The organism is Pseudomonas sp. Kh14 (assembly GCF_900291005.1).
Lineage (GTDB): Bacteria > Pseudomonadota > Gammaproteobacteria > Pseudomonadales > Pseudomonadaceae > Aquipseudomonas > Aquipseudomonas alloputida.
In genome coordinates this window covers 192874-209098 of record NZ_OLKJ01000010.1, presented here as the reverse complement: position 1 = coordinate 209098, position 16225 = coordinate 192874, and the positions used below count along the sequence as shown (strand labels likewise).

At 61.1% G+C, this 16225-nt stretch carries 15 protein-coding genes; 13 read left to right on the top strand and 2 right to left on the bottom strand.

What is annotated here, in order from left to right; translation table 11 throughout:
* Nucleotides 1–427 precede the first annotated feature (427 nt).
* From arcD to gltS, 7 genes are all read left to right on the top strand, one after another.
* Nucleotides 428–1855, top strand: a complete 1428-nt coding sequence (gene arcD / locus FQ668_RS04565; protein ID WP_014589853.1) for an arginine-ornithine antiporter — start codon at nt 428–430, stop codon at nt 1853–1855.
* 33 nt (nt 1856–1888) lie between these two features.
* Complete coding sequence (gene arcA, locus FQ668_RS04560) at nt 1889–3142, top strand: arginine deiminase (protein WP_014589852.1); 1254 nt, start codon at nt 1889–1891, stop codon at nt 3140–3142.
* Nucleotides 3143–3211: 69 nt separating this feature from the next.
* Complete coding sequence (locus tag FQ668_RS04555; protein ID WP_010952185.1) at nt 3212–4222, top strand: ornithine carbamoyltransferase; 1011 nt, start codon at nt 3212–3214, stop codon at nt 4220–4222.
* 185 nt (nt 4223–4407) lie between these two features.
* Complete coding sequence (gene arcC, locus FQ668_RS04550) at nt 4408–5337, top strand: carbamate kinase (RefSeq protein WP_014589851.1); 930 nt, start codon at nt 4408–4410, stop codon at nt 5335–5337.
* A gap of 56 nt (nt 5338–5393) precedes the next feature.
* A complete protein-coding gene (locus FQ668_RS04545) occupies nt 5394–5762 on the top strand; it encodes a DUF5064 family protein (RefSeq protein ID WP_014589850.1) in 369 nt (122 codons plus the stop codon).
* A 140-nt stretch (nt 5763–5902) separates the two neighbouring features.
* Nucleotides 5903–7411: a sigma-54-dependent transcriptional regulator gene (locus tag FQ668_RS04540; protein ID WP_019438105.1), complete on the top strand. Its 1509-nt coding sequence runs from the start codon at nt 5903–5905 to the stop codon at nt 7409–7411.
* Between the two features lie 127 nt (nt 7412–7538).
* Nucleotides 7539–8744 carry a sodium/glutamate symporter gene (gene gltS / locus FQ668_RS04535; protein ID WP_014589849.1) on the top strand — a complete coding sequence of 402 codons (1206 nt, stop codon included), beginning with the start codon at nt 7539–7541 and terminating at the stop codon, nt 8742–8744.
* A 77-nt stretch (nt 8745–8821) separates the two neighbouring features.
* Here the strand turns inward: gltS and FQ668_RS04530 are convergent, their stop codons facing one another.
* The gene (locus FQ668_RS04530) at nt 8822–9463 is read right to left on the bottom strand and encodes a DUF1109 domain-containing protein (RefSeq protein ID WP_014589848.1); all 642 of its coding nucleotides are present in this window, start codon (nt 9461–9463) and stop codon (nt 8822–8824) included.
* Nucleotides 9453–10037: a sigma-70 family RNA polymerase sigma factor gene (locus FQ668_RS04525; RefSeq protein WP_014589847.1), complete on the bottom strand. Its 585-nt coding sequence runs from the start codon at nt 10035–10037 to the stop codon at nt 9453–9455. The genes FQ668_RS04530 and FQ668_RS04525 overlap by 11 nt, the downstream gene beginning before the upstream one ends.
* A gap of 223 nt (nt 10038–10260) precedes the next feature.
* On the opposite strand from FQ668_RS04525, the gene FQ668_RS04520 reads away from it, so the two are divergent.
* From FQ668_RS04520 to gcvP, 6 genes are all read left to right on the top strand, one after another.
* On the top strand, nt 10261–10527 hold the full coding sequence (locus tag FQ668_RS04520; protein ID WP_144179896.1) for a DUF2282 domain-containing protein: 267 nt from the start codon (nt 10261–10263) through the stop codon (nt 10525–10527).
* Nucleotides 10528–10564: 37 nt separating this feature from the next.
* Nucleotides 10565–11398, top strand: coding sequence for a DUF692 domain-containing protein (locus FQ668_RS04515; protein ID WP_023389722.1), 834 nt, complete (start codon nt 10565–10567; stop codon nt 11396–11398).
* Nucleotides 11395–12168 carry a DNA-binding domain-containing protein gene (locus FQ668_RS04510; RefSeq protein WP_019438103.1) on the top strand — a complete coding sequence of 258 codons (774 nt, stop codon included), beginning with the start codon at nt 11395–11397 and terminating at the stop codon, nt 12166–12168. Before FQ668_RS04515 ends, FQ668_RS04510 begins: the two co-directional genes overlap by 4 nt.
* Nucleotides 12161–12628 (top strand): DoxX family protein, encoded by a 468-nt coding sequence (locus FQ668_RS04505; protein WP_019438102.1) that lies wholly within the window; start codon nt 12161–12163, stop codon nt 12626–12628. Before FQ668_RS04510 ends, FQ668_RS04505 begins: the two co-directional genes overlap by 8 nt.
* A 303-nt stretch (nt 12629–12931) precedes the next feature.
* Complete coding sequence (gene gcvH / locus FQ668_RS04500) at nt 12932–13315, top strand: glycine cleavage system protein GcvH (protein WP_003255087.1); 384 nt, start codon at nt 12932–12934, stop codon at nt 13313–13315.
* An 11-nt stretch (nt 13316–13326) separates the two neighbouring features.
* Entirely contained in the window at nt 13327–16182 is a 2856-nt protein-coding gene (gene gcvP / locus FQ668_RS04495) for an aminomethyl-transferring glycine dehydrogenase (RefSeq protein ID WP_014589843.1), read from the top strand.
* Nucleotides 16183–16225: the final 43 nt, after the last annotated feature.

Here is a 16225-nt window from a genome sequence, read left to right as displayed (position 1 = left end):
TTTCTTCGAGCCCTGTCATGCGTTTGAAACAGCCTTGCGGGCTATATGAATAGCGTTACTTATACTGAAGCCGTGCGTTCAACCTATATCACTCATAACTGCTTTGTCTATGTGCCTGCTCTCTCAAAACTAGCAGCAGTCCGGCAACTAGAAAAGAAACGGATAAAACTCGAAATTCTTGTGGAAAATTTGCGAAAGCGGCAAAAGCAGCTAGTTTCAAGCATCGCAGGCTGAACAGAGCGTTTGCTCTAGAAGGACATGGAGGTGCCAGTACGCAAGGCCTGCAGCTCAAGCTTTCGGCATTCTCCAGGAGCACCCGTGAAGGAGATTTCCTACCTTCACGTCGCCTTAAACTGACGCAAGTCAGGTCAAGGCAAAGGCGTCGGATCTATTCTGTCGTCAACTTTCTCCTGGCAGGAGTTGTTAAATGTCTGATTCATCCGGAAAACTAAAGCTCGGCGCGTTAGTTGCACTTGTCGTCGGCTCGATGATTGGCGGCGGTATCTTCTCGCTGCCACAAAACATGGCCGCCAGCGCAGGGGTTGGGGCCGTGCTGATCGGCTGGGGGATCACTGCCGTCGGCATGCTGACCCTGGCCTTCGTGTTCCAGACTCTGGCCAACCGCAAGCCCGACCTGGATGGCGGGGTGTATGCCTATGCCAAGGCTGGCTTCGGCGACTACATGGGCTTTTCCTCGGCCTGGGGCTACTGGATCAGTGCCTGGCTGGGCAACGTCGGCTACTTCGTGCTGCTGTTCAGCACCCTGGGTTACTTCTTCCCGATCTTCGGTGAAGGCAACACCCCAGCCGCCATCATTGGCGCATCGATCCTGTTGTGGGCGGTGCACTTCCTGGTACTGCGCGGCATCAAGGAAGCGGCGTTCATCAACCTGGTCACCACTGTGGCCAAAGTGGTGCCGCTGGTGCTGTTCGCCCTGATCTGCCTGTTCGCCTTCAGGCTCGACATCTTCACCGCCGATATCTGGGCCGTAGGCACGCCAGAGCTTGGCAGTGTCATGAACCAGGTGCGCAACATGATGCTGGTCACCGTGTGGGTGTTCATTGGCATCGAGGGCGCAAGCATCTTCTCGTCCCGTGCGGAAAAGCGCTCTGACGTGGGCAAGGCCACGGTCATCGGCTTCATTACCGTGCTGCTGTTCCTGGTGCTGGTCAACGTGCTGTCGCTGGGCATCATGACCCAACCGGAGCTGGCCAAACTGCAGAACCCGTCGATGGCTGCCGTGCTGGAACATGTGGTCGGCCACTGGGGCGCGGTGCTGATCAGCGTCGGCTTGATCATCTCGCTGCTGGGAGCCCTGTTGTCATGGGTGCTGCTGTGCGCCGAGATCATGTTCGCCGCCGCCAAGGACCACACCATGCCGGAGTTCCTGCGCCGCGAGAATGCCAACCAGGTACCGGCCAACGCCCTGTGGCTGACCAACGCCATGGTGCAGATCTTTCTGGTAATCACGCTGTTCTCAAGCAGCACCTACCTGTCCCTGATCTACCTGGCCACCTCGATGATCCTGGTGCCCTACCTGTGGTCGGCAGCCTATGCGTTCCTGCTGGCACTGCGCAGCGAAACCTACGAGCAGGCCCTGGCCGAACGCAAGAAGGACCTGATCATTGGTGGTATCGCCCTGCTGTACGCCATCTGGCTGCTGTACGCCGGCGGCGTGAAATACCTGCTGCTCTCTGCCCTGCTCTACGCACCTGGCGCCATCCTGTTCGCCAAGGCCAAGCGTGAGGTGGGCAAACCGGTCTTCACCAACGTGGAAAAACTGATCTTCGCAGCCGTGGTCATTGGCGCCCTGGTGGCAGCCTTTGGCCTGTATGACGGCTTCCTGACCCTTTGACCCACGTCTTCGCTCAATTGGAGGAATGAAACCATGTCCGCTGAAAAACAGAAGTACGGTGTCCACTCCGAAGCCGGCAAACTGCGCAAAGTGATGGTTTGCGCCCCAGGCCTGGCGCACAAGCGCCTGACGCCGAGCAACTGTGACGAACTGCTGTTCGACGACGTGATCTGGGTCGACCAGGCCAAGCGTGACCATTTCGACTTCGTCACCAAGATGCGCGAGCGTGGTGTGGATGTGCTGGAGATGCACAACCTGCTGACCGATATCGTGCAGAACAAAGAGGCCCTCAAGTGGATCCTCGACCGCAAGATCACCCCTGACACCGTCGGCGTAGGCCTGACCAACGAAGTGCGCAGCTGGCTCGAAGGCCTGGAGCCACGCCACCTGGCCGAATTCCTGATCGGCGGCGTGGCGGGCCAGGACCTGCCACAGAGCGAAGGCGCCGATGTCGTGAAGATGTACAACGACTACCTGGGCCACTCCAGCTTCATCCTGCCACCACTGCCCAACACCCAGTTCACACGCGACACCACTTGCTGGATCTACGGCGGCGTGACGTTGAACCCGATGTACTGGCCGGCGCGTCGCCAGGAAACGCTTTTGACCACCGCCATCTACAAGTTCCACAAGGAGTTCACCGAGGCCGACTTCCAGGTGTGGTATGGCGACCCGGACAAGGACCATGGCAATGCCACGCTCGAAGGCGGTGATGTGATGCCGATCGGCAATGGCATCGTGCTGATCGGCATGGGCGAGCGCACCTCACGCCAGGCCATCGGCCAGCTGGCGCAAAACCTGTTCGCCAAGGGCGCCGTCAAGGAAGTGATCGTCGCAGGCCTGCCAAAGTCCCGCGCCGCCATGCACCTGGACACTGTATTCAGCTTCTGCGACCGCGACCTGGTCACGGTCTTCCCGGAAGTGGTGAAAGAGATTGTGCCATTCATCATCCGCCCGGACGAAAGCAAGCCTTACGGCATGGATGTACGCCGCATCAACAAGTCGTTCATCGAAGTGGTGGGCGAGCAACTGGGCGTCCAGCTGCGCGTGGTCGAGACCGGCGGCAACAGCTTCGCCGCCGAGCGCGAACAGTGGGATGACGGTAACAACGTGGTGGCCATCGAGCCGGGCGTGGTCATTGGCTACGACCGCAACACCTACACCAACACCCTGCTGCGCAAGGCCGGCATCGAAGTCATCACCATCAGCGCCGGCGAACTGGGCCGGGGCCGTGGCGGCGGCCACTGCATGACCTGCCCTATCGTGCGCGACCCGATCGACTACTAACGACCATTACGCCCGGCCGCACCCATGAAGTGGCGGCCGGGACATCACCGAACTCAAGGAGAAACTGTCATGGCGTTCAACATTCACAACCGCAACTTGCTCAGCCTGGAACACCACACCACCCGTGAGTTGCGCTACCTGCTGGACCTGTCCCGCGACCTCAAGCGCGCCAAGTACACGGGCACCGAGCAGCAGCACCTGAAGGGCAACAACATCGCCCTGATCTTCGAAAAAACCTCCACCCGTACCCGTTGTGCCTTCGAAGTAGCAGCCTATGACCAAGGCGCCAACGTCACCTACATCGACCCCAACTCCTCGCAGATTGGCCACAAGGAAAGCATGAAGGACACCGCCCGTGTGCTCGGGCGCATGTATGACGCCATCGAGTACCGTGGCTTCAAGCAGGAAATCGTCGAAGAGTTGGCCAAGTTCGCCGGCGTACCGGTGTTCAACGGCCTGACCGACGAATACCACCCGACCCAGATGATCGCCGACGTGCTGACCATGCGTGAGCACAGCGACAAGCCACTGCACGACATCAGCTACGCCTACCTGGGCGATGCGCGCAACAACATGGGCAACTCGCTGCTGCTGATCGGCGCCAAGCTGGGCATGGATGTGCGCATCGCCGCGCCCAAGGCACTGTGGCCACATGACGACCTGGTCGAGCGCTGCAAGCAGTACGCTGAAGAAAGCGGCGCACGCATTACCCTCACCGAAGACCCGAAAGCCGCGGTCAAGGGTGTCGACTTTGTCCATACCGACGTGTGGGTATCGATGGGCGAGCCGATCGAAGCCTGGGGTGAGCGCATCAAGCAGCTCAAGCCTTATCAGGTGAATGCCGAACTGATGAAGTCCACCGGTAACCCGCGGACCAAGTTCATGCACTGCCTGCCGGCATTCCACAACTCCGAAACCAAGGTAGGCAAGCAGATCGCTGAACAATACCCGGACCTGGCCAACGGCATCGAAGTGACCGATGACGTGTTCGAGTCGCCAGCGTGCATCGCCTTCGAGCAGGCGGAAAACCGCATGCACACGATCAAGGCGATCCTGGTATCGACCCTGGCTGATCTGTAAGGGCTGTCTCGACAGCGCGGCCACCCCGCCCTTGTGTGTGTGTGTAGGAGCGGGTTCACCCGCGAATGCGTCAGCCCAGGTAACGCTGTTGGTGCTACCGACGCATTCGCGGGTAAACCCGCTCCTACACCGGGGAGCGGTACGGTCCGAGAGCAGCGTCCCCTCTTTCATCAAAGGACATTACCATGCGTATCGTTGTTGCATTGGGCGGCAACGCCCTGCTTCGTCGCGGCGAGCCCATGACCGCTGACAACCAGCGCGCCAATATCCGCACCGCCACCGAACAGATCGCCAAGATTCACCCTGGCAACGAGCTGGTCATCGCCCACGGCAACGGCCCGCAAGTGGGTCTGCTGTCGCTTCAGGCCCTGTCGTACAAGCCAGACGAGGCCTACCCGCTGGACGTGCTGGGTGCCGAGACCGAGGGCATGATCGGTTACATGATCGAACAGGAACTGGGCAACTTGCTGGCCTTCGAGGTGCCATTCGCCACCTTGCTCACCCAAGTGGAAGTGGATGCCAACGACCCGGCCTTCAAGGATCCGACCAAATTCATCGGCCCGGTCTACAGCAAGGAAGAGGCCGAGCGCCTGGCCAAGGAGAAGGGCTGGGTGGTCAAGGCCGACGGCGACAAGTACCGCCGCGTGGTAGCCAGCCCGAAACCCAAGCGCATCTTCGAAATTCGCCCGATCAAGTGGCTGCTGGAAAAAAGCAGCATCGTGATTTGCGCAGGCGGTGGCGGCATCCCCACCATGTACGATGAAAACCGCAAGCTCAAAGGCATCGAGGCGGTGATCGACAAAGACCTGTGCTCGGCGCTGCTGGCCGAGCAATTGGAAGCCGACCTTCTGATTATCGCCACTGACGTCGATGCAGCCTACATTGACTGGGGCAAACCGACGCAGAAGGCTATCGCCCAGGCCCACCCGGACGCGCTGGAAACGCTGGGGTTTGCCGCCGGCTCCATGGGGCCGAAGGTGCAGGCCGCCTGCGACTTTGCCCGCAACACCGGCAAGGTGGCGGTGATCAGTTCGCTGGAGAACATCGAAGACATCGTCAAAGGCACTGCCGGCACTCGGGTTTCCACCGCGAAGCCGGGGATCAGCTACCGTTGAATGCAGTCGGCGGGCTTACGCGGCCCGCCATTTTCGACCTTCCAAAGGAGATAGCCATGGCCCAGTATCACTCCGGTCATGTACACATCGAGCGCACTGCGCTGAACAACGCCGACCACAGCTATGACCTGAATATCGAGTACGAGGCCGTGTCGGACCCCAAGGAAGGCAGAGGTATTCAGTTCCACATGCATGGAAGCATTGAAGGCAAGCCCGTGGAAGAAAAGTTCTTCCTGGCCAAGGACCAGGTCCTGCCCAGCTTCCTCATGCTACTGACCCGCAAGGCGCAGTCGTATCTGGCGCCGCCGAAGAAATTCGAGACCCTGAGTTCGCCGCACAAGCTCTATGACCATATGTTCGCGGACATTCGCGAAAAGCTCGATGTGAAATCGGGCGACCCGATCAAACCTGAACATCTGGAGTGACCCTTTTCGCGAGCAAGCCTGCCCCTACAGCAGCAACCCTGTGGGAGCGGGCACGCCCGCGAATGCGCCACCGCCAACCTTGGGCCTGACACCCGTCTCAGGGCATACTGGCGGCCTCCATTGCCAACTGTTCGAACCCCATGCGCATCCACGTCAGCTTCATCGACCGCGTCGGCATCACCCAGGAAGTTCTCGCCCTGCTCGGTGCCCGCAACCTCAACCTGGACGCCGTGGAGATGGTCCCGCCGAACGTCTACATCGACGCCCCCACCCTCAGCCCCGCCGTACTTGAAGAACTGCACGACGCGCTGTTCGAAGTACACGGCGTGCAATCGGTGGACGTGGTCGACATCCTCCCCGGCCAGCGCCGCCACCTACAGCTCGATGCCCTGCTGGCCGCCATGAGCGACCCAGTGCTGGCGGTAGACAGCGCAGGCCTGGTGCTGTTGGCCAACCCGGCGCTGATCGAACTGTGCGGCCGCGAATCTGCCGGGCGCTCGGTAGGTGAGCTGTTTGGCGACCCCGCGCTGCTGCAAGCGCTGCTGGACAACAACTTCCACCTGCCCATGCGCGAAATGCAGCTGAACGGCCATAGCCTGCTGCTGGACGCCATGCCGATTACCAACGCCGGTGGCCTGCTGACGCTGTCCCCCCCCTCGCGTATGGGCGAACGCCTGTCGGCCCTGCACCACGACCACGCTGAAGGCTTCGATGCCTTGCTGGGCGAGTCGCCGGCCATCCGCACCCTCAAAGCCCGTGCCTTACGCGTGGCTGCGCTCGATGCACCGCTGCTGGTGCACGGCGAGACCGGCACCGGCAAAGAACTGGTAGCCCGCGCCTGCCATGCCGTCAGCAGCCGCCACGCGGCCCCGTTCCTGGCCCTGAACTGCGCAGCGCTGCCCGAGAGCCTGGCCGAAAGCGAGCTGTTCGGCTACGCGCCGGGGGCCTTTACCGGTGCGCAACGAGGTGGCAAGCCTGGGCTGATGGAACTGGCCAACCAGGGCACCGTGTTTCTCGATGAAATTGGTGAAATGTCGCCATACCTGCAGGCCAAGCTGCTGCGTTTTCTCAGCGATGGCAGCTTCCGCCGGGTGGGTGGCGACCGCGAAGTGAAGGTGGATGTGCGCATCATCAGCGCCACCCACCGCGATCTGGAGCGCATGGTCGCCGAAGGCAGCTTCCGCGAAGACCTGTTCTACCGTCTGAACGTGCTTAACCTGGAGGTACCGCCGCTTCGCGACCGTGGCCAGGACATCCTGATGCTGGCGCACTTCTTCATGCAGCAGGCGTGCACGCAGATCCAGCGCCCAGCCTGTCGGCTGACCCCCTCCACTCATTCGGCACTGCTGGCCAACCCTTGGCCGGGCAATGTGCGCCAGTTGCAGAACGTGATCTTCCGCGCCGCGGCGATCTGCGAGGGCAACCTGGTGGATATCGGCGACCTGGACATCGCCGGCACCTCGGTGGCACGCGGGCAAGATGGCGAAGTGGCCAGCCTGGAACAGGCTGTAGGTGATTTCGAGCGCGAACTGTTACAGCGCTTATACGCCAGCTACCCGTCAACACGGCAACTGGCCGGGCGCTTGCAAACTTCGCACACGGCTATCGCGCAGAGGCTGCGTAAATATGGAATACCCGGGAAACCATAACGACTGTGGTCAAAACCCATAATTGAATCGGACTTTTCCTAGCCGCTCAGCCACATTTGACTGGAGTGCTCCCCGTAGAATGGCGACATTGTAATTTTGCTTGTCACCTTGAACGAAGAGTACCCTGATGTTCGAACTCGATTTTTACGGGACACTTGTAGCCGCCTCTTTGGTACTGCTACTGGGACGCGGCCTGGTCGCACGCATTGGTTTCCTGCGCGCATACAATATCCCGGAGCCTGTTGCAGGCGGCCTGGTCGTTGCCTTGTCACTCCTGGCATTGCGCAGTTTCGATGTACACGTCCAATTTGATACCTCGTTGCAAACACCGTTGATGCTGGCATTCTTCGCTACCATCGGCTTGAGTGCAGACTTCGCAAGCCTGAAGAAGGGTGGACGGGTGGTCGCCGTATTCCTTCTGGTGGTGACGGGTTTGCTAATGGTTCAGAACGCCATGGGCATCGGCCTGGCAACAGCATTGGGGCTCGACCCGCTGATGGGCCTGCTGGCCGGTTCGATCAGCTTGTCGGGTGGCCACGGCACAGGCGCTGCCTGGGGCGCGACTTTCACCGAGCGGTTCGGCCTGGCTTCGGCTTCGGAACTGGCAATGGCCTCTGCCACTTTCGGCCTGGTGTTGGGCGGTTTGATTGGTGGTCCAGTCGCCCGGTTGCTGATCAAACGGGTCGAAACGCCTGGGGTGCAAGAAGAAGCACCGCAGTTACCCAAGGGCTTTGAACAACCGGACAGAGAGCGCCTGATCACCTCGTTTTCATTTATAGAAACTCTGGCACTTATTGCTGTCAGCTTACTGACCGGTACATTACTTAATGGCTTGTTGAAAGGCACAGCATTCGAACTGCCGACATTTGTTTGCGTACTCTTCGTCGGCGTGCTGTTACGCAATGGGCTTCGGGCTTTAGGCGTTTACAAAGTATTCGAACGGGAAGTGTCGGTACTGGGCAATGTGAGTTTGTCCCTGTTTCTGGCCATTGCCTTGATGTCGCTCAAGTTGTGGGACCTGGCAGCCCTGGCATTACCCTTCTTTACTTTGTTGGCCGCACAGACACTGGTCATGGCGCTGTTCGCAATCTTCGTGACGTTCAAGGTAATGGGGCGCAACTACGATGCAGCAGTCCTGGCTGCCGGCCACTGTGGCTTCGGCCTGGGTGCTACACCGACAGCCATCGCCAACATGCAAGCGGTGACACAACGCTATGGGGCCTCGCACCTCGCCTTCCTGGTGGTGCCGATGGTGGGGGCGTTCTTCATCGACATCATCAATGTCATCGTGATCAAGCTGTACCTGGCATTGCCCTGGTTTGTTGCGGGTTAAACGAGGTCACTAGCCTTTGAAGACAGGGCAGGCAATCAGAACGTCGTTCTGAGTTGCGTGGGGCCTGCCGGCACAGCCTACCAACGCAGCATACGGGGGCCCCACCAGGCACCAAACACCGTCGGCACGAGCATGCCGAGGACATACCACACACCCCAGAACGGCACGCCCATTTCCGGGCAATGCAGGCAGTAGGCCACCGTTGCGCTCGAGCCCGCCAGCAGGCCACCGGCAGCACCTGCCAGCCGCAAGCGGGTGGGCGCCAGGCCTTTCAGCGCCCAGAACACGGTGACAAAGGCCGGCACCGACAACAACGCGATATTCAGTGCGCAGGTACGCCATGTGCGCCCGAACAACAGTTCGGCGCGCGCATCCACAGGCGCCCCGGCGATACTGACCGCCGCCCCGCACCAAACCAGCAGCAGTGGCAAGCCAAGCATTTTCCAGCCTGCAGCGCCCTTCCCTCCTGGCCTGGCCAAGCGGCTCGTCAACCACAGCCCGATCAACGCCAAGCTGGTTGGAAAGGCGACTTTGCCCCAGAACAGCGGGGTTTGTGCGACCTCTGTGATATCACTGCGTACACCGTAAAGGGTAATAGTCAGCAGCAGTGCTGCGGTCAGCCCGCCCAGCACAGCCACTGCCATCCGCCTGCTAACGGCGTGGCGCGGCACTGGCCCTTCGCCTGCGGCCAGCAAGGCAATCAAATCGTCAGTCTTCATGGTTGTTGGCTCCTCCAATCAGCCTGGATAGCGCTTTCAGACCTCGATGTATCCCAACCTTTACCGCTGAACTGGAAAGCCCGGTAAGTTGTGCCGTCTCTTCGACAGACAACCCCTCCAGCTTGACATGAACAATCGGCAGTCGTTGCCGCTCTGGCAGTTGCTTGAGCAACTTGGTCAGGTCTCGGCTGGCCTCGGTTGATTCAACCTCCGAGACGGCAAACAGTTGCGCATCATCATCCAGCACATCATGCCGGGCGTCGCGACGTGAAACACTTCGCAGATGATCCGCCAGCTTGTAACGGGCGATGGCCTGCACCCAAGCAGTCAAAGGCTGCTGCGGCAGGTAAGTGTGGCGCGCGTTATGTACCGCCAGCAGCACATCCTGCACCATGTCCTCTATCTCGGCCGGGCGCCTGCTCAGACGGCTGCGCAGAAACGCACGTACATGCAGCGCAAGCGTGCCAAGAAAATCCTGATAGGCCAGCTGGTCGCCTGTCAGCCCCCGAAGCAACAGTGCTTTCAATCGGGCCTCGCGAGCCTCGAGCTCATCCTGTGAGTTAGTTCGCTGCATGGGTCGCCTGGGTTACACCCTGAATACAATTGACTTGATTCATCCGCTCCCGGCGTGTGGCACGCAGGTGCTGCAAATATGCCATGCCCTTGGCCTCGACATCAGCTTGTGAAGACAGGCCCTGAAAAAAATTCTCCCAAGGCTGTAACCCTTTTTACGCGAGGCACGAATTACTCCATGAGCCGCCGGTATAGACCACGGCCACACTCTCAGGAGATTGACCATGAAAACCCTCGCCCTCACCACCGCAGCGCTCGCGCTTGCCACGCTTGCAGGCGCCGCCATGGCGGCCGACAGCACGCAACCCGCAGGCAATGGCGCTGCCATGGAAAAATGCTACGGCGTCGCCATGGCAGGAAAGAACGATTGCAAGGCCGGCGCCGGCACCAGCTGCGCTGGCAGTGCGAAGAAGGACTACGACGGCATGCACTGGAAAAACGTCCCCGCCGGCACCTGCACATCGATCAAGACACCCGCCGGCATGGGCTAGCTGACACCTATCAAGTCTTGATCAGGGGAAACCGACCATGAACGCAGACGCACGAATGGGCGCCGGAGTCAGCCTGAAGGCCGAGCACTACGACCAGGCGCTGGCGTGCAATCTCGAAGGGCTCTGGTTTGAAGTTCACCCGGAGAACTACATGGTCGGAGGCCCTCGCCTTGCCTGGCTGAACCGAATCGCAGAACGGCACCCGGTTTCATTGCACGGTGTGGCACTTTCGCTTGCGGCTGACGCGGCCCCCGATCAGGACCATCTGCAGCGTCTGCGCGCACTGTGCGATCAGACCAAACCGGTACTTGTATCAGAGCACCTGGCCTGGTCAACCTGGCAGGGACACTACCATCCAGACCTGCTGCCATTTCCGCGCAGCAACGAAGCCCTGCGGCGCATCGCTGAAAACATCCAGCGATGCCAGGAGGTATTGGGCCGGCGGATATCCATCGAAAACCCCAGTCATTACTTGCAACTGCAGGGCCATGACTGGGACGAGATCGACTTTCTTGACGAACTGACACGTCGCACCGGTTGTGGTCTGCTGCTGGACATCAACAACGTCTATGTGAGTGCTCACAATCTGGGGTTCTCGGCAACTGCCTACCTGGACCGCTTTCCAGCGCAAGCCATCACAGAAATTCATCTGGCCGGGCACAGCGACGATGACCAAGGCAGCCTGTTGATCGACTCTCATGATGCGCAGGTGGTCGAGCCTGTATGGGCGCTGTACCGCAAACTGGTTTCCCGTGTCGGCCCGCGCCCGACCCTCATTGAACGTGACGACAAGCTTCCCCCGTTCACCGAACTGCTTGCTGAACGGTCCATCGCACAGTCGATCATGACTCGCCCAGGTGTATTGCCATGAACCTTTCCCTTGGTCAGTTCCAGCAAGCGTTCATCGAGGCTCTCTATTCCCGTCCCGCTCCTCAGCTTTCGGGAGTGACCGAACAAGCGGCGTTCGCGGTTTATCGCAACACGGTGTTGGCCGGCTGCGTGGATGCGCTGCGCGCAAACTTTCCGAGCGTGTGCACACTCGTCGGGCGCGCCTGGATGGATGAGACCGCGGCAGTCTATGCGCGGCAATTCCCCCCCAGCGATCCCCGGCTGATCTGCTACGGCGCGACCTTCCCGGATTTCCTCGAAGACATTCAGTCACAGCACGCTGTGCCGTATTTGGCGGAAGTCGCCCGCCTGGACCTGCGTTGGACAGAAGCCTTCAGTGCGCCGTACGAAACGTGCCTGAACCTTGTCGAGCTGGCAGGCATGACCCCCAGCGATCTTGATCACGGTTGCTTGCACCCCCGTGCCAGTGCTCGCTGGTACTGGTGCGAGGCGCACCCTGTTTACAGCCTGTGGCGCTGCGCCCGCGAGCAGGTTGCCTGGCCCGATGACCAGCCATGGGTGGGCGAAGGGGTGCTGTTTGTCGGCTCCGCTGATGGCGTATGCCACCAACCACTGGGAAAAGGTGGCCATGCGTTTCTCAAGGCCTGTGCTGCCGGACAGTCGCTGATGCAGGCCTCGGACCTGGCGCGACACGCTGAAACCGACCTAAATTTCACCGAGATGCTCGGGCGCCTGATGACGGCCCAGGCTTTTCGCCCACTCGCTTTCACAGGAGAACACCATCATGGCTAGTGCCGATTTCACGCCCCCGGCCAGCAGCCTGCGGCGCGCCTGGAACCACGTTGCACAGAGCCTCGAGCGCCGTTTGAGCGATGACCTGTTGTGCCTGGTCGCCCGGTTCGGGATCGCCTCGATATTCTTTCTTTCCGGACGCACCAAAGTGGAGGGTTTCCTCACCCTTACACCCGGCACCTATGAGCTGTTCCGCACCGAGTACGCGCTGCCGCTACTCTCGCCCTGGCTTGCAGCGCACCTGGCCGCCTACGCTGAGCACTTGTTCCCGCTATTGCTGGTGCTCGGGCTGATGACCCGGCTATCGGCGCTGGCACTGCTGGGCATGACGTTGGTGATCGAAGTGTTCGTCTACCCCGATGCGTGGCCCACCCACCTGACCTGGGCAGGGCTCTTGCTGCTCCTGGTCGCCCGTGGCGCCGGCGTGTTTTCGCTGGATCATCTGCTGAAAGTGAGATGACCGAAGGCCATTGGCACCTCGCCAGTCCAGGCACCACATGTATCGTTTTCGCTACGTCGTAGCGAAAACGATACACACCCTCCTCGCCGTGGGTGCACAAGGGTTTGATGCTCAAACCCTTTTCCTCCCATGAGTATCTGTAACGATATCATTCCACACGAAAAATACGGCCTTCAACTCTATTTACGTAATACATTGATAAATAAGAAGTTTTATTGGTTGGCCGCATTATTGCTAAGGGAATCCTACCCTAAGAGCGCGGCGCCACCGCGCCCCCAACGCCCTGCTTCCCGAGGATTCCCCATGAGCGAGTTGCGTTTCACTGAAGATCACGAATGGCTGCGCGTCGAAGCCGATGGCAGCGTCACCGTGGGCATCACCGCCTACGCCCAGAATGCCCTTGGCGACGTGGTTTTCGTGCAACTGCCAGAGTTGCAGCAGTATGAGAAAGGCAGCGAAGCGTCCACCGTCGAATCGGTCAAGGCCGCCAGCGGCGTGTACATGCCACTGACGGGTGAAGTGGTCGAGGTCAACGGCCAGCTCGAAGACAGCCCGGAACTGGTCAACGAAGACCCGATGGGCGAAGGCTGGTTCTTCCGCTTCATCCCTGCCGATGCAGAAGCGGTAACCGCTCTGCTCGACCAGGACGCCTACGATCGCCTGCTCAAAGCCAACGACGACGCCTGAGGAATCCCGCCATGACCATCAACCTCGGCACCGCCAACGAATTCATCGCCCGTCACATAGGCCCGCGCGCCGCTGACGAACAGGCCATGCTCACTGCACTGGGCTTCGACTCGCTGGACGCCATGACCGCTGCGGTCATCCCCGACAGCATCAAAGGCACCAGCGTGCTTGGCTCGCACGACGGCCAGAGCGAGGCCGACGCACTCGCCGCACTCAAGGCCATCGCCGGCAAGAACCAGCTGTTCAAAAGCTACATCGGCCAGGGCTACTACAACACCCACACTCCGGCGCCGATTCTGCGCAACCTGCTGGAAAACCCGGCCTGGTACACCGCCTACACCCCGTATCAGCCAGAAATTTCCCAGGGCCGCCTGGAAGCGCTGCTGAACTTCCAGACCCTGATCAGCGACCTCACCGGCCTGCCGATCGCCAACGCCTCCTTGCTCGACGAAGCCACTGCTGCGGCCGAGGCCATGACCTTCTGCAAGCGCCTGTCGAAGAACAAGTCCAGCCATGCCTTCTTCGCCTCCGTGCACTGTCACCCACAAACCCTCGACGTGCTGCGCACCCGTGCCGAGCCGCTGGGTATCGAGGTTGTGGTTGGCGACGAACGCGAGCTGGGCGATGTCAGCGCCTTCTTCGGCGCTCTGCTGCAATACCCGGCCAGCAACGGTGAAGTGTTCGACTACCGCGAGGTCGTACAGCGCTTCCATGCTGCCAACGCCCTGGTCGCCGTAGCGGCAGACCTGCTGGCCCTGACCCTGCTGACCCCACCGGGCGAATTCGACGCCGACGTGGCCATCGGCAGCGCCCAGCGCTTCGGCGTGCCACTGGGCTTCGGTGGCCCGCACGCGGCTTACTTCGCCACCCGCGACGCGTTCAAACGCGACATGCCTGGCCGCCTGGTCGGCGTGTCGATCGACCGCTTCGGCAAAACCGCCCTGCGTCTGGCCATGCAGACCCGCGAGCAGCACATTCGCCGCGAAAAGGCCACCAGCAACATCTGCACCGCCCAGGTGCTGCTGGCCAACATTGCCAGCATGTTCGCCGTGTACCACGGCCCTGCCGGCCTCAAGCGCATTGCCGAGCGCACCCACGCCCTGACCGCGATCCTCGCCGCCGGCCTGAAGGCGCTGGGCGTACAAGTGGTGGGCGCCAGCGCCTTCGATACCCTGACCCTGGCCACCGGCACTGCCACCGCCAGCCTGCATGACAAGGCACGCGCCCAGGGCATCAACCTGCGCCAGATCGATGCCGCCCATGTGGGCCTGTCTCTGGACGAAACCAGCACTCAGGCTGACGTCGAGTCGCTGTGGCAGCTGTTGGGTGGCGAGCAGGCACAGCCTGACTTCACCGCACTGGCCGCCAGCACCGGTTCCCTGCTGCCTGCTGCCCTGCTGCGCCAGTCGGCCATTCTCGAACACCCGGTGTTCAACCGCTACCACAGCGAAACCGAGCTGATGCGCTACCTGCGCCGCCTGGCCGACAAGGACCTGGCGCTGGACCGCAGCATGATCCCGCTGGGCTCGTGCACCATGAAGCTGAACGCCGCGAGCGAAATGATCCCGGTCACCTGGGCCGAGTTCGGCAACCTGCACCCATTCGCCCCGGCCGAGCAGAGCCAGGGCTACCTGCAGATGACCACCGAACTGGAGGCCATGCTGTGCGCGGCCACTGGCTATGATGCCGTGTCGCTGCAGCCCAACGCCGGCTCGCAGGGCGAATACGCCGGGCTGTTGGCGATCCGCGCCTACCACCGCAGCCGTGGTGAAGGCCACCGCGATATCTGCCTGATCCCATCGTCGGCCCATGGCACCAACCCGGCCACCGCACACATGGCTGGCATGCGTGTCGTGGTTACCGCCTGTGACGCCCGTGGCAACGTCGATGTCGAGGACCTGCGCGCCAAAGCCATTGAGCACCGCGAGCGCCTGGCTGCAATCATGATCACCTACCCGTCGACCCACGGCGTGTTCGAGGAAGCGATCGGCGAAATCTGCGCGATCATCCACGACAACGGTGGCCAGGTGTATATCGATGGCGCCAACATGAACGCCATGGTCGGACTGTGCGCACCCGGCAAGTTCGGCGGCGACGTTTCCCACCTGAACCTGCACAAGACCTTCTGCATCCCGCACGGTGGTGGTGGCCCGGGCGTTGGCCCGATTGGCGTCAAGTCGCACCTGGCGCCGTTCCTGCCAGGCCATGCCCAGCTGGAAAACACCCAAGGCGCGGTATGCGCTGCGCCCTTCGGTAGCGCCAGCATCCTGCCAATCACATGGATGTATATCCGCATGATGGGCGGTGCCGGCCTCAAACGTGCCTCGCAGATGGCAATCCTCAACGCCAACTACATCGCCCGCCGCCTGGAAGAGCACTATCCTGTTCTGTATACCGGCGGTAACGGCCTGGTGGCTCACGAGTGCATTCTCGACCTGCGCCCACTGAAGGACACCAGCGGCATCAGTGTCGACGACGTGGCCAAGCGGTTGATCGACTTCGGCTTCCACGCTCCGACCATGTCCTTCCCGGTGGCTGGCACGCTGATGATCGAACCGACCGAGAGTGAGTCCAAAGAAGAACTGGACCGCTTCTGCAACGCCATGATCCAGATCCGCGAAGAAATCCGCGCGGTGGAGAACGGTAGCCTGGACAAGGACGACAACCCGCTGAAAAACGCACCGCATACTGCGGCTGAGTTGGTTGGCGAATGGACCCATGGCTACAGCCGCGAGCAGGCGGTATACCCCCTGGCGAGCCTGGTGGAAGGCAAGTACTGGCCGCCGGTCGGCCGGGTCGACAACGTGTTCGGCGACCGCAACCTGGTGTGCGCCTGCCCGTCGATCGAGAGCTATCAGGACGTCTGATAGCCCCACCCCGCCACCTGGCTTGGGTGGCGGGCTCTGTGTA